The following is an 18,460-nucleotide window of genomic DNA, read 5'->3' as shown; positions in this document are numbered from 1 at the left end:
AATGGCGTCGCGGGAGTCGGGCTTGTCCCGGCCCAGGGATCGAATTACGTTAGCACTTACATAATAAGTTCGAGGGTAGTCGGATGTACCTCCCTTCGCTTGCCCAGCTGGCGCTTGGCAGCCGGCTGAAGTCGCTTAGCGACCATTTCTACGCGGCCGTCGACGAGGTCTATCGCACCTGCGGCGCCGGCATCGAATCGCGCTGGTTCCCTGTGCTGCGCTTCCTTTGGGAGAACGGCGAAACCACCGTCAGCGACGTGGCGCAGGCTATTGGTCAGACGCATTCGGGCGTCAGCCAATTGGCCGACAAGCTGGTGGACGCTGGCCTGGTCTGCCGCAAGAAGGACGTCCAGGACGGTCGCCGCAGCCTGCTCGCGCTGACTGACAAGGGACGGGCGGATCTGTCGGCGCTGGGCCCGATCTGGGTGTCGGTGCGCCGGGGCATTGTGAAATCGCTGGGCGAGGAAGGGCTGCGGACGCTGCTCGACGCCTTGGCCGCGACCGAAGCCGCCGTGCAGGAGCGGCCGGTGGTCGAGGCGATGCTGGCCGAGCATGCCGCGCTGACCTCGGCGGCGCTGGAGGTGGTGCCTTACGAGCCCGCCTTGAAGGAGCACTTCTACAGGCTCAATGCCCAGTGGCTCGAGCGCCACTTTCGCATCGAGGATATCGATCGCGAGATGCTGGGTGACCCGGAGCGTTACGTGCTCGCCTCAGGCGGGGCGATCTTCTTCGCACGCCTGGCGGGTGAGGTCATCGGCACCTGTGCTCTGCTGCACGAGTCTCCCGGCGTCTACGAGTTATCCAAGATGGGCGTGGACGAGACCTTCCGGGGTATGGGCGCCGGCCGTTGCCTGTTGGCGGCGGCTATCGCCGAATTTCACCGGCGCGGCGGCAAGGAGCTATTCCTGGAATCCAACAGCCGCCTGAAGACGGCGTTGCGCATGTACGAGCAGGTCGGTTTCGTGCTGCAGCCATCGACGCGCCCGGGCTCGCACTACGAGCGTGCGGACGTTTATATGGTCTACCAGCCGGACAGGAAGCGCAGCGCCAGCGCCTGAGCGGCCTGGCTTTGCGCAAAAAAAGAACCCGGCCGAGGCCGGGTTCTTTAGTACGGATGGCAGCGGGTTCAGCGCGTTCCGCGGACCACGATGGTTTTGCCAGCCACATCGATCATGCGTTGCTCTTCCAACTGCTTGAGCACGCGGCCGACCATTTCGCGCGAGCAACCCACGATACGGCTCACTTCCTGGCGGGAAATGCGGATCTGGGTGCCCTCCGGGTGGGTCATCGCATCCGGCTCCTGGCACAGGTCCAGCAGCGTCTTGGAGATGCGATTGGTGACGTCCATGAAGGCCATGCGGCTGACCTGGCGCGAGGTACGCAGCAGGCGATGGGTCAGCTGAGAGCCGATGGCGAACAGGATCTTCGGGCATTCCTCGCGGAGCGGACCCTCCATCAGCTGGAACAGGCGCTCGTAGCTGATCTCGGCCATCTCACAGGCGGTGCGGGTGCGCACCATCGATTCGCGCTGAGCCTGCTCCACGAACAGGCCCATCTCCCCGATGAACTGGCCGCGGCTCAGGTAGGCCAGGATCAGCTCTCGGCCTTGTTCGTCCTCGGTGCAGACGGCCAGTGAGCCGTCCACAATGTAATAAAGCGTGTTGGCGGGGTCTCCCGGACGGATGATCGCAGTCTTGCCCGGGTAGCGTCGGCGATGGCAAAGCGCCAGAAAGCGCTCCATCGAGGCCGGGTCCGGTGCGAAGTTAGCTGGCGCCTGGGAACGTTCAAAGGCTTGCTGAAGCTGGTATTTGAGTTGCGCCACGTTAGATCCCGTAAGATTCAAACGGGGTCCGCAAGCGTCCCCCGACAGTCCAATCCTTCCCCCCTCCGGGCATTATGGCAAACTAACCGACCTGCCGAAGGTTCAGTTTTCCTTTTTTTTGCCGCATACTTCACGGTCTTTCGGACGCGATCCCTTTGTCGCGATCCGGTCACAAGGGTCGTGGAAGCTTCGTGCTTTCACGTCGAATTATCCAGCGGGGACCCTTGTAGCTAACCCGCCTCTACTGCTGGCCCCATCCCCGGCCATGGAGAGTCGTTGTGGTGAAACCGCTTCCCCGCCTGCGTTTGCAGGGCTTCAACAACCTGACGAAGGCTCTGAGCTTCAATATCTACGACATCTGCTACGCAGTGTCGGAAGAGCAGCGCCAACGCTACATCGAATACATCGATGAGCAGTACGACGCCGACCGCCTCACCCAGATCCTTACGGACGTGGCCGAGATCATCGGCGCCAACATCCTGAACATTGCACGCCAGGACTACGATCCGCAAGGCGCCTCCGTCACGATCCTCATCTCCGAGGAGCCGGTGGTAGAGAAGCTGGGCCGTGACACGATCTCCGATGCGGTGGTCGCGCACCTGGACAAGAGCCACATTACTGTCCATACCTATCCGGAAACGCATCCGCACAACGGCATTGCGACCTTCCGCGCGGACATCGACGTGGCCACCTGCGGCGTCATCTCGCCCCTGAAGGCCCTGAACTACCTGATCGACAGCTTCGAGTCGGACATCGTCATCGCTGACTACCGCGTGCGCGGCTTCACGCGCGACGTGAAGGGCAAGAAGCACTTCATCGATCACAAGATCAATTCCGTGCAGGACTACCTGGCCAAGCACATCCGTCAGAAGTACGAGATGTTCGACGTCAACGTGTATCAGGAAAACATGTTCCACACGAAGATGCACATCAAGGACTTCGACCTGGACACGTACCTGTTCGAGGCTCACGCGGACGACCTCTCGTTCAAGGAGCGCCAGCGCATCGAGTCGCTGCTGCGTCGTGAGATCGAAGAGCTCTTCCACGGCCGCAACCTGATGTAACGAAAAACCCGCCGAAAGGCGGGTTTTTTTTATTCCTCCCTCGCCCCTTTGGGAGTGAGGGGCGGGGCTCGCGACGACGTCGCGATGTGGCCTTCAAACCCGATAAGCCACCGCCTTCATCACCATCGACGTCAAATGCATCACGCCAGGGATGGGAAACGGCAAATCGATGCCGCCACGCTCACGCGCGGCGTGAGCATGCCGGATCTCATCGGCCTGCATCTGCGATAGCACGGCGCGCGAGCGTTCGTCTTGCGGGGGCAGTTTGTCGAGGTGTTCTTCCAGGTGTGCTTCCACCTGGCGCTCCGTTTCCACGACGAAACCCAGGCTCACCGGGTCGCCTGCGAGCGCGGCGAGCGCGCCGATGGCATAACTGCCCGCGTACCACAAAGGGTTGAACAGGCTCGGGCGGCTATCCAACTCCTTCAGGCGATCGGCGCACCAGGCGAGGTGATCGGTTTCCTCGGCGGCGGCATGTAGCAGGTGTTCGCGGATGTCCTCGTTACGCGCCAGCGCGGCCTGACCGTCGTACAGCGCCTGCGCGCAAACCTCGCCCGTATGGTTGATGCGCATGAGGCCGGCAGCATGGCGACGCTCGGCGTCGTCCATATCGGCTTCTTCGAACGTGTCGGCCGGCGAAGGGCGGGCCGCTTCCGGCGCGCCGGACACGGTTTCCAGTGCGCGTTCGATGCCAGCCAGCAGGCGGTCGAGCGGGGAAAGCGTGCGTGCGTTCATGGCGAGTTCTCCAATTGCTGCGCCAGCAGCGTAAGCGGATGCATGTGCGGCCAGTGCGCACCATGTTTATCCATGCCTGCAGCCAAGTGCAGGCGGCATCCGATATTGGACGACAACAACTGCTGTGGCGCCAAGATGGCGATCTGTCCCAGTACGCCATCGCGAAGGCGCGCTGCGCGCTCCGGGAACTCCAGCATATGCGTACCCGCTGCCCCGCAGCAGTGGGGCGGGCGCGGTACCACCGCAAGGTCCAGCGACGGCACTTTGCTCAAAAGTTTCTGCAGGGCCGATTCGCTACGCGCGACATTGAGTTGCGTGCAGGGCAAATGCAGGGCTACGCGCCGTTCCAGTGGGCGAAAGCTCAGGCGATCCATGCGTTCCGCAAGTAGGGTCACCGGATCGGTCACACTGACATCCGGAAGGGCGCGGCGCAGCGTGCCCAGGCAGCCGGGCGTCACCGTAACGAGTTGCGCAGCGCCTGCATCGCGCCAACTGTCGCGCACGCGTTCGGCAAGACGATCGGCCGTCTCTATATCACCGCCGTGCAGATCCATCGCGCCACAGCAAAAAGCAGGCAGCCGGTGAATGCGGTAGCCCACCGCTTGCAGCAACGTCACGGCGGCGCGCTCAGCTGTTTCGTCTTCGACGCTGGCGACACAGCCAGGGAAGATAGCCACCACGGTTTGGCCGGCTTCCGGGGATGGTGCGAGCGATGCCGGCATGGTGGTTTCGTCGTCGGACCAAGTGGCTAGCGCGGCACGCCATGCGGAATTCGCTGGTAGCCGGTCGGTGAGGCGTTTCTTCCAGCGCTCCAGGCCTGTAGCGTCGGCGACCCGTGAGGCAAGGCGCAGCAACGTGGGCTGCTTCAGCATCGCCAGCAATTGCCGCGGACGCTCCGGTGCGGGACCGATAAGTGCACGCGTTTCCACCAGCAACTCGTCGTATTTGACGTTGGCTGGGCATACGCGTTGGCAGTTGAGACAGCCGAGGCAGTGATCCAGGTGAATGCGCAAGGCAGCCGTGGGTTCCGCATCGCCTCGGGCCAATGCCGCGGCAATGGCAATGCGGCCCCGCGGGGATTCCGCCTCATTGCCGTCCAGGCCATAGGTGGGGCAGGTTGGCAGGCACAGCCCGCACTGCACGCACTGGTCGGCGAGGGCAGCGATCTTCTGTTTTCGAGCATGGGGGGGCTTTTCAAGCGCCATAGTGATCATGCTATCATTGCCAACTCGCATCCCACCGGTCGGTGGGCTTGCGCGATTGATGAAAACTCCGTTATCATCTCGCGCCTTTGTTCCACAGATTATGTGTACCGCCCTTGAGGCGGCAGCCCAGGTATTCTGAAATGAAAACGTTCAGCGCCAAGCCGGAAAGCGTCAAGCGCGATTGGTTCGTGATCGACGCCACGGATAAGACGCTCGGTCGTCTCTCGACCGAGATCGCACGCCGTCTGCGCGGCAAGCACAAGCCGGAATTCACCCCGCACGTCGATACCGGCGATTACATCGTTGTGGTCAATGCTGAGAAGGTCGCCGTCACCGGCGCCAAGCTGGACGACAAGATGTACCACCGCTTCACCGGTTACGTCGGCAACCTGAAGACCACGAGTCTCAAGGATCTGCTGGCCACGCATCCGGAGCGCGTCATCGAAATCGCCGTCAAGGGCATGCTGCCGAAGAATCCGCTCGGCCGCGCGATGTACCGCAAGCTCAAGGTGTACGGCGGCGCCGAACATCCGCATACCGCTCAGCAGCCGCAGACGCTGGAACTCTAAGGAATCATTATGGCGATCCAGCAGAACTACGGCACCGGCCGCCGCAAGACCTCCGCCGCTCGCGTGTTCCTGCGCAAGGGCAGTGGCGCGATCACGGTCAACGGCAAGACCCTCGACCAGTTCTTCGGTCGTGAAACGTCGCGCATGATCGTGCGTCAGCCGCTTGAGCTGATCGAAGCGACCGACAAGTTTGACGTCAACGTCACCGTTGCTGGTGGCGGCATCACCGGCCAGGCTGGTGCGATCCGTCTCGGTATCGCCCGCGCCCTGATCGAATACGACGAAACCCTGAAGTCCCAGCTCCGTAAGGCTGGCTTCGTGACTCGCGACGCCCGCGAAGTCGAGCGCAAGAAGGTCGGTCTGCACAAGGCCCGCCGCGCTACCCAGTTCTCGAAGCGCTAATAACGCTTCGACTGGCCGGTGCAACAAGTCAGAGCGCACCGCTCAGCAGGGTTTTGGGAGATCGTCTAACGGTAGGACAACGGACTCTGACTCCGTTTATCTAGGTTCGAATCCTAGTCTCCCAGCCAACAAAAACAAGGGCTTAGCCGAAAGGCTAGGCCCTTGTTCTTTTTCTGGCCTACAAGTGGCCTACGCCGCCTGGGGTGGCTGACGCGGCTTCAGGGTGTCGCATAGGATGTGCCCAACATGGAGTGGCCGCCCTAATGCCGAAACCCTTACCCCGGTCGTTCTCCGATAACTTCCTTCGGAGCAATGGCATTTACGACCTTGACCCCGAAACGCAGTTGCAGCCCATTGAGGCGGCAGTGCTTATGGGGCGTTCGCTCGACGCACTTGAGCGTGCGAGGAAGGCTGGCGACCCGCCGCCTTTTCATCAGGCTAAGCCCCGTGCGGCAGTTCGATACGTGCTGCGTGATGTCTTGGCGGCGCGTCGACTGCATCGCCACGCCAGTTCTGCAGAAGTAGGCGTCGCTCACGACGCTGCGGTTCGGGGTTATCCGCAAACCTTCTCTGCGTTCATGGCCATGGCCCACCATAACGACGAGTGGTTATTCACCCAGGTCGGCAAGGAGCGCCGCCCCGTCGATTTCTTTACTGCGTTGCAAGACGTGCCTCTATCTCAGCGCCACGGCGTGGCCTGGATGACGCTCGACGCCTATACCGACCTCCTGGGAAAGGTCGCGGACCGCCCGGAGGTTCAGGACGGTGAGCGCAAGTCCTGAGACTGCGCTATGGCAACGTGAAGTGGGAAAATCCATCATGGCTCATACAGGACGCCGGTCAGGGGGAGGGACATGTCTATTTTTGAGGAAACGGTCTCTATCGTTCGGGAGGCCGAGCATCTAGTCATTGGTCCGCGCGTCAAATCGCGCTGGAAGCCGGTGGAATCCACGCTCGACGCTGTCGTGCATGTGCCCTGGTTTCTCATGGTGGGTGTCCAAGAGCGCTTGGCTACCTTTGGGTTCGGATTGTTCCTGGTGCCCATTTGGTGGGGCATCCTTGCCGTCATCATGTGGCTCACTGGTGGCGGTTCGGTGGGGAATCTCCACACGTCGAACGGCTGGATTGTCGCCGGGCTGATGGCTACGGGCTCAGTGATTTTCCGTCTTCCCAGTCGGTCGACTCGACTGGGCATTCGACCACCACAAGTGGCCAGGCTTGCAGCGCACATCAAGTCCGTCGCTCCGGACGAAGCCACTATCAAGTTGCTCCAGTCTGGTGTCGCGACGCTCGACTCCGCGGCCAGCGCACGGATTACCCGCATCAACTGGCTCCTGGGCATTTGCTGGGCTGGCCTCGTTTGGGCCGCGTCGCACTGGGTGTTCACGACCGACGTGTCTGATGCGCTTCGACAAGAGGCTATGACGCGGGTGCTGGCCGGATTTCTGATTTTCTTGTTCTTCGGCATTGGCATCATGTCCTACGAGGCCACGGTTCGCATCGTGAAGCAGACCATCGACTTTGCGTTTTTACAGGCGAGCGATGCGCGGGACCTGTCCGAGGGGTGATGAGTTTGGCTGAGAGTGGCTAAAGCCGGTTCACGGGGGCAAATATGGATTTCACCGTACGCAACCACTACGTGCCTCAGTGGTACCAGAAGCGTTTCCTCAATCCCGGAGCGCGCGAGGCTAAGTATTACTATTTGGACCTCAAGCCCCAGGAAATTCACCGACCTGGCAAGCCGCCCATCACGCGCAAAGCGTTGCGTTTGCTTGGGCCAGTCAACTGCTTCAAGCAAGACCATCTCTACACGTTGTTCTTTGGCGAGCACGCAACCGATGTCATTGAGCGACATTTTTTCGGGCGCATCGATGCCAGCGGTGAAGCGGCAGCGTCCTTCTTCGAAAATTACGATATGCGTGAGGGTGTGCATGAAGCGTTCGGCGACATGCACAACTACCTTTCCGCCCAACTTTTTCGCACTCCGCGTGGCCTCCATGTACTTCAAGGACTCGTCAACGCGAAAAGCCACCAGGACACGCTGGAAATACTGGGTCGGTTCTGGCGTTTGTATCAAACCATCTGGAGCGAAAGCGTTTGGGAAGTGCTTTCGTGTCCAGATTCGCCGACGAAATTCATCGTCAGCGACTGTCCGGTTTCGATGTACAACAAAGAGATATACCCGGGCTCTGAAGAGGTCCGCCGCTTTGGTCATGCGCTGGTTGAACGTATCGGAACACAGACCCTCTTTCCGATTGGGCCCAATCACTGCCTGGTGATTACCAACACACAGTACGCCCGAAACCCCAAGGCATCGCCAAAGAAGTTCAGAGAGAACCCGAGATACATGGCCGATGCCATGTTCGACCTGCGGAAGGTTCAGCGTGGAAGGACCATCGGCGAAGAACAGGTCATTTGCATTAACCACGTACTCAAGACGCAGGCCCGCCGATACATCGCAGCGGCACAGGAGGATTGGCTCTACCCGGAGCAACGTGTCGGCAAGACCATCTGGCCAAAATTGGGTGGTCCCCATTTTCTGATGCCGGACCCACGAAAGGTCTCGTTTACCACGGGCTTTGTGGTTGGATTCGAGGGCGGCGGCCACTGGGGCGCCAATGAGTACGGGCATCGCAACATCGACGACCCGCGCGCTCATGCCCTGCGAGCAGTTGAATGGGACGCTCACCAGCGGGCGAAGCGGGTTTGGGATGATTGGGACAAGCGAGAGGGAAAGGAGCCTCCTCAAGACCTCCGCGAATACTTCTAGGCGCGCGTCGTGCAGTGGGCCGCTTGCACTGCCCGATGTGAACGATGCAAAGGTGGGAACGGATAGGTAGTGTGTGTCAAATGACAGCGGGGGCTCCGGAGCGGGCCCCCGCATTCCGCTAGGAGTGGGTTATGGACCGTACGACTGCGCTTTCGTTGCTGGCGGCCATTCTGAAAGACATCACCCTTTCAGACGGAAGGGCTGCGACCGACGCATTCCCCGGCCTGCGCGAGGTTGACGCTAAGGTTAGGGAAGTCCGACATGTAATTGATGGCGTGGAAGGGCTACCGCCGAACATGCTCGCCCAGTTCGATAACGATTCCAATTTTGAAACGATGAGCCGGCGCGTTCGGCTCGAAGCGCTGGCGGCTCACATCAAGAGCGCCCAGCGCTTTTTGAATGCAGCGCCCGCTGCTCCGGCGAAGAAGCAAATAGTTGCACCGCCAGACGTGTCCAAACTGACAACGACGGTTCCGCTGCTCAAGGAGTCGGTGGAGCGTCGTTGGCGTGAAGCGCAAAAGTGCGTGCATATCGGCTGCTACACCTCAGGCATCATCATGATGGGTAGCGTGCTCGAAGCGCTCCTGCTTGCGCGCGCGATGTTGCACCCATCTTTGGCCTATCAGTCGGCGAAAGCCCCTAAGGATAAGGCAGGCAAATCACCAGCAATCCAGGACTGGACACTCAATGTACTCGTTGATGTAGCAGTGGATGTGGGTTGGCTCAAGAGCGACCGCGGCAAGTTCAGTCATGCTTTGCGTGAGTCCAGGAACGTTGTTCACCCTTGGGTCGAGGTATCGATGAAGGCGAATTTTGACGAAGCGACGTGTCGCACGTCGTGGGAAGTCCTGCGTGCATCAGTTGATGACCTCATTGGCTCGGTGTAGGCGAAAAACGAAGACCACAGGCCAACGCAGGAGCGAAGTGCGCGTCTTAGTTTTCTTCGAAAACGACGCTTAGAGCCAAGGGCAAACGGCAAAAGTCCTTTCAGAGCCTAAGCATCAGACCGAAGTCATGCTGCCTCGGATTGGAAGCCTTTCGTAAGAAATATGCGGCGTTTTGTCGGGGGTTTAGCCGAGTAGCGCGCTTGACATGTCGCGCGCTTCTGCTTGGATAAATCCATGAGGGCGAGTGGTCGCAGTTGCTCGGCACCCGTTGATGGCCATGGATGGCCAAGCCAAATCAAGGAGGATGGAATGTCTCAGCACGCTCGCCCTCACCTAGAAACACATAATCGCGCAAAAGGACATAGTGCCGTTGCCGGTGCTGCTTATCGGCTCGGCTTGCGGCTGTACGACCCACTCGATAATCAATGGCACGATTACACACGGCGTGCCATTGGCGAAGAGATTGTGCGCGCGACGACCATCGCACCTGCTGGCGCTCCCGCATGGGCAACTGACCCACAGATTCTCTGGGTGCGCGTACGACAGGCAGAGAAACGGCGTGATGCCCAGGAAGCGAGAGACTTCAGGATTCCAATTCCATTCGGCTTGAGCGACAAGCAAGCAGGCGATTTGGCTGAGGAGATGGCACAGTTCATCGTGCGGGAGTTGCATACGCCCGTCTCGATGGGGCTTCACCGAGATGCTTCAGTCGACGCACTAGGAAATACAAAGCCTTCTCACAAAGTCGGCTTCCACGCACATCTTTATTTTCCGACGCGGCGACTGGAGCCAACAACAGAGGACGGCGGGTCCTCCATGTGGGTCCTTGGCTCAAAACTCACCATGCTTTCGAACAAGAACACTTCTGGAGCCTACGTCGAGCGGCTGAATCAACACTGGGCGACTTTGGCCAATCGCTATCTGGCAGAGAGCGGCGGCGTTCCTGACGTCGACCATCGCTCCTATGTCCGCGCGGGCGTGCGGCTCACACCGCAACCTACTTTAGGGGCGAAGGTGGTCGCCTTGGAGCGCGATGGATTCTTTACACGCCAAGGTGATGCAGTGCGGGACATCCTTGTCATGAGCGAGGTCTATAAGAAAGCCCACGCCGCAACGTTGAGCGCCCAGCATGCGCAAGCGATGGCCGATGTGGCGAAGGCCGCGTATTCGGAGGACGCAAATGGCACGCCTGCTATGGTGGTCGCCGAGTCGGAGCCGAGAATCGCGGCTCCTAAGGACTCCCTTGACTCTGGCTCATTGGCGACACGGTTTCGGACAAGCATTGGAACAACGGGTACAGAAGACGAGCAGCGAACCCACCGAGAGGCTGTTTCTCTCGTTCGGGTAATTCAAAGCGCGCTTCGTGCACTGGAGCGTCTTGGAGCGGCGTTGCTTCGATTCGCCAAGGACCGAGAGCGGGAGCGCGCAGAAATATTGGGGCTGGAACATGAGTTGGCGAGTCAGCGTGAACAGCGCGCAGACTCTTATCAACGCCTCAAGACATGGGAGGCAGCGCACCCCTGGAGAATTGCTGTGGCAAAGGCGTGTGGCGGAGATGCAGCGCAGATGCCGGAAGAGTGGCGGCGACTTCGTACGGAAGCGCGGACGCACCACGCCGAAGTGCAGGCTTTGAAAGCGACCCTGCGTGGCCACCAGAGAGCAATCGAGGCGTTGGCCGAAGACGAGGCGCCTTTGACGGTACAGCAAGAGGTCCAGGAAGGACGGTTGCGGAGCGTCGTAAAAGCACTGGCCGAACTGGGGGCGGGGTATGCGGCGCAGTTGGTGGCTGTGTGTCGGGAGGATGAGCGTGTAGCACTTGAAAAGGTCCTTCCGCATACTGAGGAAGCAGCCGGAGAGGATGATTTGACGCTGGACGCCACCCCTCCGACCCTTCGCTCAAGCCCCCGGGTAGGGTTGTAGGCTTCCTGGGTGTCCTGAGCTTCGGCCTCCAACGTCAGTCTGTCAGCAGGTGCTCTATGTCCCAAGAGCGGAACCCCCTTTATCAGAACGCGCTTGACGCAATTCGCATTGGCGTGGAGGACTTCATCATGGGAGAGCCGCCGCGGCTCGCCTCTGCCGTACGCAACCTGACAACTGGGTTGTTGTTGCTATGCAAGGAGAAACTGCGGCGGCTTTCGCCGGATGATGAAATCCTGATATGGAAACACCTGAAACCAGTTCCCGGTGGAACGTCCGCCGTCAAGTTGGAGCATTTCGGGCAACAAACGGTTGACGTGAATGAAATCAAGGAGCGGTTCAAGTCGTTTGGCGTTGCCGTGGACTTCGCGCAGTTGGAGCGAGTAGTCAAAGTCAGGAATCAACTCGAGCACCATTACGTTGAGAAGCCGGAGGTTGTCCTCAGTGCATTCGTGGATGGGTTCCATTTTCTAAGGTCATTTCTGCCGATTCAACTTGGCGCGGACCCGTCGACGGTACTGGGGGAGCGCGCTTGGAACGAACTGTTGAACCAAAGTGCCGTCTATGCGGCAATGCTTAAGGAATGCACTGAGACCTTCAAGCCGATTGAGGTCGATGGGCTTCCAGCACTCCTAGGCGCCTTCCTTATTTCGCCGACTTGCATTCACTGCGCATCGTCGCTTGTGGGTCAGGTTGAACCGGACAACGCCAGCCCGTTTGATATCCGATTCAAGTGCGAAGCATGTGGGAAAACATCCGACTTTGCAGATTGGATGGCCGAAATGTTGGCCGACCACTTCGCGGGCGAGGCCTATCTGGCGATTAAGGATGGCGGTGCACCACCCACGGATACCTGCCCGGAGTGTGGCAACGGTACCTATGTATCCGAGGACGGACAGTGCTTCGCCTGCGGATTTGAGATGCCAGACGGCGTCGCGTGTGGCGTATGCAACGAGCCGCTGAGCCTGGAGGACTACGGCTGCGGCGATAGGCTCTGTTCCTACCACCGCTACGTTGCCGAGAAAGAACGCGACCGGTAGTTGCCACCGCCGCACGGACGTTTTGTTGTGGGCTTACTTAGGCACGTGGAATACCAGCACGCTCAGGATGAACTCGCGATTGGCGTCGTCCTTGTGGTGGAAGATATATCGAAATGCGCTTTCGTGGCTCCAAGGTAGCGTGCGCTTATAGTTTGGATGGGCCTGTGCAGCCTCTGCCACGCCCTTGAGTACCGTGCTTGGCTCAGTGCCTCGATTGAACACCAATATCGCGGTTTTCGTGTCGCGCCAGGACGTATAGCCCAGCAACTGGTCGATGGTTTCAGAAAATTTCTTCGGGCCCTTCCAGAACTTGCATTCGGCTATGAAGACGTTCTTTCCGTTTTCCCGGAGCAGGATGTCCGTTTTGCCGTGAAGATTGAACGTTTCACCTGTGGCGCGACCTTCGAACTGACCATTGAGTTGGAACAAAAACTGGTCGCGCAGGTCTTCTTCTGACTGTTTGGCGAAAGCACTCGGGGAGCGCTCCATCACCAATGTCATGTTCTGCATGACCGTCAGTGCATGCTCATAGTGCTCCATGGCCCAGATGGGCTCTGGCTCAAACGGTGTAGTGGTCGCCGGCGGCAATGTTGGAATGGCCTTGCGGCGCACATCCGGGACTGCGTACGTCTTGGGCGCGTCAGTCTTGGCTCGAACGGGGATACCCAGCGAGGACAAACGTCCCTGATTTTCCAGGATGCGCGCTCGCCGCTGCTCGATGGCGGCCAGTGCCACCCCCTCCAGACGCTGATTCCACGGGTCAAGGACTTCACGCCCCCAGCGAAGGTACTGTTCGATGTTATTTAGTGTTTGGTCGACGGACCCACGCAGGTCCCCCGGCGGGCTGTCTGAGGGAAACTCAAAAGTGATTACAAGTTCCGAGCCGTCCACGGAGGCGCGTGGCGGATTAGTGGAATACGTGTTGCCCTGGGCAAGGAACAGGTCTGCATCGCCGTCAAAGGGAATGCGAACGTCAATCCGTTGGCCGGGTACTAGAACGGGTTGGCTTTGGTCGAAAATACCGCGCCGAAATCCGTCGTGTCGAACGTCGACCTTGGTCTCCTTCTCCACCGCGTGCCATTCATCGCGCCGCAGTTGAATAGGTTCCATACCGTACTTCTGCTTCAGGTATGCCGCCAGGTCGGCGGGTGCGGTATTGAGCAGCCGGTTGGGGTCGAACGATGTGATTTCCCGCTCCATGGCGGTGATGTGCGTTTGCAACCGGTCGTGCAAGCGAAACTTGGAAAACAGGTATCCGACGCCTTCAAACCCGTGGTACATGGTGTGCCTCTTCCTTGGGCCAAATGGGACGATGGGCGTCAGCCTAACAGCGCTCCAGGGGGAGAAGCAGGGATTGGACTGGGGCCGAAGCCGCCAAGGGCGGCATCGCGCATGTTCGGTGCAACCTGACGGTGGTTTTGCATGCCCCTTTGGGCATGGGCCCCTGCGTCAGTGCCTATCTGTTGTTCAGCGGTCCATAGACGGCCTCTAGACGGGCCGGTCGAGTTTCCTGCTTATTGGCTTTATCAAAGACTGCCTCAAACCGGGCTGGGTCATACCGCCCATGTCCGAATTTGGGAAACTGGATGGCATTGAGGTCTTTGGATAGTTCAGCAGTCGAAGCGTGCTTGACGTAGTGCATGCGCAGAATACTTTCGCCGGAACTATGCCCTAAGAGAAGCGCTAGACGCGCATCAGGAACGTTGGAGCGTTCTCCATACGTCGCAAAGCAGTGGCGGAACGAGTGAAATGTCAAAGTCGGCGCACAGATGCCACATCGCTTTCGAAGCAGAGTTCGATTGAACCAATCGCCGATTCCATCGCCGGGTCCGTTGATGCCCCAGGACAGGCCTGGAAATAGCGTAGTGCGGCGCCACCGCCGCGCTTGCTTCACGAAGTCAAGAAAACCGCAATCAATCAATGTCGGATGAATCGGCAACAACCGTCGGGACTGCCGATTCTTCAAACGTTGACCAGGGCGGTCGCATGTGATGTCGATACAATGAGTGCCATTTATGCGCTGGATGTCGTCCACATAGAGTTGGCCGATTTCATTGATACGCATGCCTTGATAGAGGCCCATCAACGGTGCCCAAAACATATGCGGAGCATCGCAGGTGGCATCAAGATGCGCGTCAAAAATCGCAGACAGGTTCTCTTCAGAGAATGGCTGACGATGTCGCCCGAAATCTCTGGCTCGGGTGTAAAGGCGAACCCCCTTCAGCAGTCCTGGTTCAATTTCGCCACGCTCTTCCAGCCAGCGAAAGAACGTCCGAAGTCGGTCGATGTGCTTTTGCTGCGTGCGCAGATTGAGGCCCGGGCTTCCCAGCAACTTGGCCTTGGCAATGACTTGCGGTGCCGCCATCAGGCGATACTCGCGCCTTTTGCTTGCGTGTGGCGGCCACAGGGCAAGCGCTTGTAAAAAAGCATCGGCATCGTCATGCGTGATTTCGGCAAGTGGCTTGTCGCCAACGAGTTCTGCAAAGATGCGCAATGTCCATAGCGAATCGATGAGCATGCAGCGGGAAAGATTGCGCTGCTTTGTTTGACTCAGGAAAACGGCGGCACGGTCTGACAAACGAAGGTGTGTAGCCCCATAGGTGGGCACCGGTGGAACTACTCTTAGTAGTGCTGCATTAGGCGCGGCTTCCGGATAGTGCAGTATCGCGCTGCCGTTAAAGTCCAAGACGTCCTGCGGCACATCCAGCATTTTGGTGGCGCGCATGCGCTGAATGTGTAGGTGGCCACCCATGACTGCGGGTGGGGCCGTGTTGTGGGTGCTTGGCCCACGAATCAATGCGACGTCGTAGGCTGACTGTGGTGCGTTCGTAAATAGGTCAGTGGTGTCCGCTTTCTTCTGAAGTGCGTCCATGACGGCGCCCACTGACCTATTGGAACGTGTGATGACACGGCGACCGTCGGGCGTGGCTCCGTGGTAGTAATGGCGAGGCGGGGGTGCTCCGGTAGCGCCTAGATTTTGCACCGCGGCGTCAGCGACGGCGCGTTGGTGCGGAGAGACCGGCGGGTGCGCGGGCGAAGACGCGTAGCGACGCGCTGGATGCGTATAGCATGGATGAGACATGATGATTTCCTCGGACCGAGACTTCGGTGGGAGGGCGCGGGATGCGTCCTCAACTCTATCCAAGGGGATCCGTGGGTTTTGTCAATGGGACAAACCCACATTCGCCGCTGCAGTCGAATCGTCGGTGCACTGCAGGCATGGGTGATTCTCATTCCATATTTTTTTAAGCGTCAGGTCTCATGCCCGAGCAAGCGCAGCACGCGCTGCAAGCGTCGTTGCCGTTCGGCCACCTGCAAATCATTCCAGCCCCAGCGTGCTCCTAATTCACCTATCACTTGGGTGGCCTGAGCGAGCAGGGGGCCATTCTCAGAGCGAGAGCCCGAACGGTCGAATACGCGGGTACGAAGCAGGCCATGTTCATCGAGTTGTTTCAATCGTACATAGGCGCGGCCCAACTGTTGATTGTTAAACGTGGTATCGAAGTACCTCACAATGAGCCGCATGCGCTCACGGTCGCCAAGGTACGTCAGCCGCGGGTCTAAGTGAAACAGCGTCAGAAGGCATTCGTCCCGGCATCTCAAAGGGACGGCGCACAGGGGGCTGTCGGAAGGACGGGGCACTGGAGAAGCCGCCGAAGTTGGGGCGTCTCGCTCGCGCTTCGCTTCGTGAATGATTGCGGTGTGCTGCGCCATGTTCCGTGAAGCCTTATTAGTGTTCACTACTTTGCTAAAGAGTTGGTTGCTGCACTAACCAACATCGCTCTAACCCGTTGAGCGCCATAGGCCGTATTTTTTGGAAAAGCGACGCCGACAAACCAACGTTTCCCCGATTCTTAACAATTGATGGCGAGCCCCTTTCGAATCTAATCCCGAGCGCACGCGCAGAAATGCCATTACATGTAATTGGCGCTGCGGAGATGGAGAGCCGATGAAATCGGCTTCGCCTGATGCATTCATGCCAGCCAGCCAGCCAGCTTGCGAGGGCCGATTGGTCGCCTCATCCTTAGCCAGTCATCATTCCGTTGCATGCGACGCGATGAACCCAACCGGACAAGGCAGGTAAGAGTATGGCGACGCCTGATAACCCTATTTCGATGAGCAACTTGTCCCATGCAGATGCGCTAGATGCGATTGCAAAACTGGTCGACCAAGCCGGTGATGCTGGTGATTCGGTGCTCATCGACGAAGCATTGGTCATGGCTGATACGTTCGAGGTCCGGGGACTTCAGCCCGATGAGCAGGCGGCATTGGACTACTACCGCGCCAACGCTTGGGCCTGGCGTCAGCGATTCAATCGTGTCGAACGGGCCGCGGCATGGGATTTCGAGCAGCCGGAGGTGCGCGAGCAAATCTTTTGGCTCCGGCGAGCAATGAACAGCGTGGCTTTTGAGTCGCTGCATCCTATTCGGCGCTGCCAGATTTTGACTAACTTGGGCAACTCGCTCGATACCTTAGGGCGCTTCATTGAAGCGAGGCGTGCCTGGAGTGCTGCGCTCACCATTGAGCCGAACTTCTGGATGGCCCGTTGCAATCGTGGTCGCGCGCTCATGCACTACGCGGTTGCCCTCTATGACCCAGGACACCACGGAGTGCTGGCTCTTCACGCCCATCGCGACCTTTTAGATGGTTTGGCGTCGCTCTCGACTCATGGCCATTTCGGTGATGCCAGTCTGGCGGAGTTCTATACGGCGTCCGCGGAGCGGATTGCTGAGGTCTATAACCTCGACGCTATTGAAGCCCACCACGCGCCAGATGGATGGGACATGGGCGAAAGCGACGAAGAGCGCTCCTATCGCCATTGGTGCCTGCGGAATGTGCTCTTCCTCAACCCGTTGAATGATGTTGAGACGGCCTCGGTCGCCGCGAATGACATTCTTGGGCTTCCCGATTTCGCCACCGCCATCGGGGAACCTCCAATCATTACAGGCATGTTCAACGAACTAAAGCAGGCGTTTGTGTCAGCGCGATGGTTGTTGTGGGAGGGAATGCATGCGGAGCGTCCGCATTTTTCCGACCGGGACGTGCTGCTCTACAACACCTTGGACTATCCCGCGTATGGCCTTGCTGTTGAGAAGGTTAAGTTGGCCTTTCGCATGACTTACTCGATTCTGGACAAGGTGGCCTACTTCTTAAATCAGTACCTTGCGCTGGGTATGCCGGAGAAGAGGATTAACTTCAGGACCATTTGGCGCGACCAGGATAAAGGCCCGGTTCGCCCTCGCTTTTCGACCTCTGAGAACTGGCCACTCCGGGGCCTGTACTGGTTGAGCAAGGACTTGTTTGAAGAAGGCATGCGGGACTCGACCGAGCCCGAGGCACGCGCGTTGGCGGATTTGCGCAATCATCTCGAACATAAGTACGTGAAGGTCCATGAACTGCTTTTGGATGCGCCTGCCGCGCACGACATGTTCCACGACACCCTGGCTCATTCCATTCGCCGAACGGACCTGGAACACCGGACGTTGCGGCTGATGCAGTTGGTTCGGTCTGCGCTGATTTATTTGGTCCTTGGCATCCATAAGGAAGAGCAGATGCGAGCAAAGGACCAAGATGGACTGGTGGCTCCAATGACCTTGCACACGATTGAAGACGACTGGAAGCGTTGATAGATGCCAGTCGCGGGACCTTCACGTCTGGGCCGCATATCAGCCAAGGATTTTGGGGCTGATTTTTCGCTATGATTGGTTTCGCTGATGGCCGGTTTTTAATTAAAACCTTTGAGTTGTATTTAGTATTTTTCGGCCCGATGGGGGATAAATGACACTTTGAATCGCCCCGGTTTTCGCGGAGGCTATTTGGTTTAAGTGATCATGCGGCCTGCACCAAGTCGGAAGCCAGCTGACGGTAGTAGTTAGCTTCGGCCTCGGCGGGTGGAATATACCCGATGGGTTCGAGTAAGCGTTGGTGGTTGAACCATGACACCCATTCGAGCGTGGCCAGTTCCACCGCTTCTCTGGTTTTCCATGGTGCTCGGCGGTGAATCAGCTCGGCCTTGTAGAGCCCGTTGATGGTCTCGGCCAACGCGTTG

The 18,460-nt window shown here is 58.9% G+C and carries 18 protein-coding genes and 1 tRNA gene; 12 read left to right on the top strand and 7 right to left on the bottom strand.

What is annotated here, in order from left to right:
* Positions 1-83: 83 nt before the first annotated feature.
* Positions 84-1,058 carry a helix-turn-helix domain-containing GNAT family N-acetyltransferase gene (locus DyAD56_RS03535; RefSeq protein WP_102301372.1) on the top strand — a complete coding sequence of 325 codons (975 nt, stop codon included), beginning with the start codon at positions 84-86 and terminating at the stop codon, positions 1,056-1,058.
* A gap of 68 nt (positions 1,059-1,126) precedes the next feature.
* Here the strand turns inward: DyAD56_RS03535 and crp are convergent, their stop codons facing one another.
* Positions 1,127-1,822, bottom strand: coding sequence for a cAMP-activated global transcriptional regulator CRP (crp, locus tag DyAD56_RS03530; RefSeq protein ID WP_102301371.1), 696 nt, complete (start codon positions 1,820-1,822; stop codon positions 1,127-1,129).
* A 278-nt stretch (positions 1,823-2,100) separates the two neighbouring features.
* Between crp and speD the strand changes: the two genes are divergently transcribed.
* Positions 2,101-2,886 (top strand): adenosylmethionine decarboxylase, encoded by a 786-nt coding sequence (gene speD / locus DyAD56_RS03525; RefSeq protein WP_019465856.1) that lies wholly within the window; start codon positions 2,101-2,103, stop codon positions 2,884-2,886.
* 93 nt (positions 2,887-2,979) lie between these two features.
* Here speD and coq7 read toward each other — a convergent pair whose 3' ends face one another.
* Both coq7 and DyAD56_RS03515 read right to left on the bottom strand, forming a co-directional pair.
* Positions 2,980-3,621: a 2-polyprenyl-3-methyl-6-methoxy-1,4-benzoquinone monooxygenase gene (gene coq7, locus DyAD56_RS03520; protein WP_102301370.1), complete on the bottom strand. Its 642-nt coding sequence runs from the start codon at positions 3,619-3,621 to the stop codon at positions 2,980-2,982.
* Entirely contained in the window at positions 3,618-4,826 is a 1,209-nt protein-coding gene (locus DyAD56_RS03515) for a (Fe-S)-binding protein (protein WP_233202270.1), read from the bottom strand. Before DyAD56_RS03515 ends, coq7 begins: the two co-directional genes overlap by 4 nt.
* 140 nt (positions 4,827-4,966) lie before the next feature.
* Between DyAD56_RS03515 and rplM the strand changes: the two genes are divergently transcribed.
* The 9 genes from rplM (at position 4,967) to DyAD56_RS03470 (ending at position 12,411) form a co-directional block, all read left to right on the top strand.
* Positions 4,967-5,395 carry a 50S ribosomal protein L13 gene (gene rplM / locus DyAD56_RS03510; protein WP_102301368.1) on the top strand — a complete coding sequence of 143 codons (429 nt, stop codon included), beginning with the start codon at positions 4,967-4,969 and terminating at the stop codon, positions 5,393-5,395.
* Between the two features lie 9 nt (positions 5,396-5,404).
* A complete protein-coding gene (gene rpsI / locus DyAD56_RS03505) occupies positions 5,405-5,797 on the top strand; it encodes a 30S ribosomal protein S9 (RefSeq protein WP_102301367.1) in 393 nt (130 codons plus the stop codon).
* Between the two features lie 54 nt (positions 5,798-5,851).
* A tRNA-Gln gene (locus DyAD56_RS03500) sits at positions 5,852-5,925 on the top strand.
* Positions 5,926-6,060: 135 nt separating this feature from the next.
* A complete protein-coding gene (locus tag DyAD56_RS03495; RefSeq protein ID WP_102301366.1) occupies positions 6,061-6,579 on the top strand; it encodes a hypothetical protein in 519 nt (172 codons plus the stop codon).
* Positions 6,580-6,651: 72 nt separating this feature from the next.
* On the top strand, positions 6,652-7,365 hold the full coding sequence (locus tag DyAD56_RS03490) for a hypothetical protein (protein ID WP_102301365.1): 714 nt from the start codon (positions 6,652-6,654) through the stop codon (positions 7,363-7,365).
* Positions 7,366-7,409: 44 nt separating this feature from the next.
* On the top strand, positions 7,410-8,567 hold the full coding sequence (locus DyAD56_RS03485; protein ID WP_102301364.1) for a DUF4238 domain-containing protein: 1,158 nt from the start codon (positions 7,410-7,412) through the stop codon (positions 8,565-8,567).
* A gap of 131 nt (positions 8,568-8,698) precedes the next feature.
* Positions 8,699-9,454, top strand: a complete 756-nt coding sequence (locus DyAD56_RS03480; protein WP_102301363.1) for a hypothetical protein — start codon at positions 8,699-8,701, stop codon at positions 9,452-9,454.
* Positions 9,455-9,763: 309 nt separating this feature from the next.
* Positions 9,764-11,374 (top strand): MobA/MobL family protein, encoded by a 1,611-nt coding sequence (locus tag DyAD56_RS03475; protein WP_158241247.1) that lies wholly within the window; start codon positions 9,764-9,766, stop codon positions 11,372-11,374.
* 56 nt (positions 11,375-11,430) lie between these two features.
* Positions 11,431-12,411, top strand: coding sequence for a hypothetical protein (locus DyAD56_RS03470; RefSeq protein WP_102301361.1), 981 nt, complete (start codon positions 11,431-11,433; stop codon positions 12,409-12,411).
* Positions 12,412-12,444: 33 nt separating this feature from the next.
* Here the strand turns inward: DyAD56_RS03470 and DyAD56_RS03465 are convergent, their stop codons facing one another.
* From DyAD56_RS03465 to DyAD56_RS23515, 3 genes are all read right to left on the bottom strand, one after another.
* A complete protein-coding gene (locus DyAD56_RS03465) occupies positions 12,445-13,692 on the bottom strand; it encodes a hypothetical protein (protein WP_102301360.1) in 1,248 nt (415 codons plus the stop codon).
* Between the two features lie 175 nt (positions 13,693-13,867).
* A complete protein-coding gene (locus DyAD56_RS03460) occupies positions 13,868-15,283 on the bottom strand; it encodes a site-specific integrase (protein WP_158241246.1) in 1,416 nt (471 codons plus the stop codon).
* Between the two features lie 380 nt (positions 15,284-15,663).
* Positions 15,664-15,936 carry a hypothetical protein gene (locus tag DyAD56_RS23515; RefSeq protein WP_146010430.1) on the bottom strand — a complete coding sequence of 91 codons (273 nt, stop codon included), beginning with the start codon at positions 15,934-15,936 and terminating at the stop codon, positions 15,664-15,666.
* 563 nt (positions 15,937-16,499) lie between these two features.
* Between DyAD56_RS23515 and DyAD56_RS03450 the strand changes: the two genes are divergently transcribed.
* Positions 16,500-18,038: an LA2681 family HEPN domain-containing protein gene (locus tag DyAD56_RS03450; RefSeq protein ID WP_102301357.1), complete on the top strand. Its 1,539-nt coding sequence runs from the start codon at positions 16,500-16,502 to the stop codon at positions 18,036-18,038.
* Between the two features lie 202 nt (positions 18,039-18,240).
* Here DyAD56_RS03450 and DyAD56_RS03445 read toward each other — a convergent pair.
* Positions 18,241-18,460: IS3 family transposase (locus DyAD56_RS03445; protein WP_146010429.1), on the bottom strand; the 220-nt coding region annotated here is incomplete at its 5' end.

The organism is Dyella sp. AD56, assembly GCF_002878475.1.
Classification (GTDB): Bacteria; Pseudomonadota; Gammaproteobacteria; order Xanthomonadales; family Rhodanobacteraceae; genus Dyella.
Note: the sequence above shows the minus strand (reverse complement) of the source record. Positions and strands in the feature narration are given on the sequence as shown.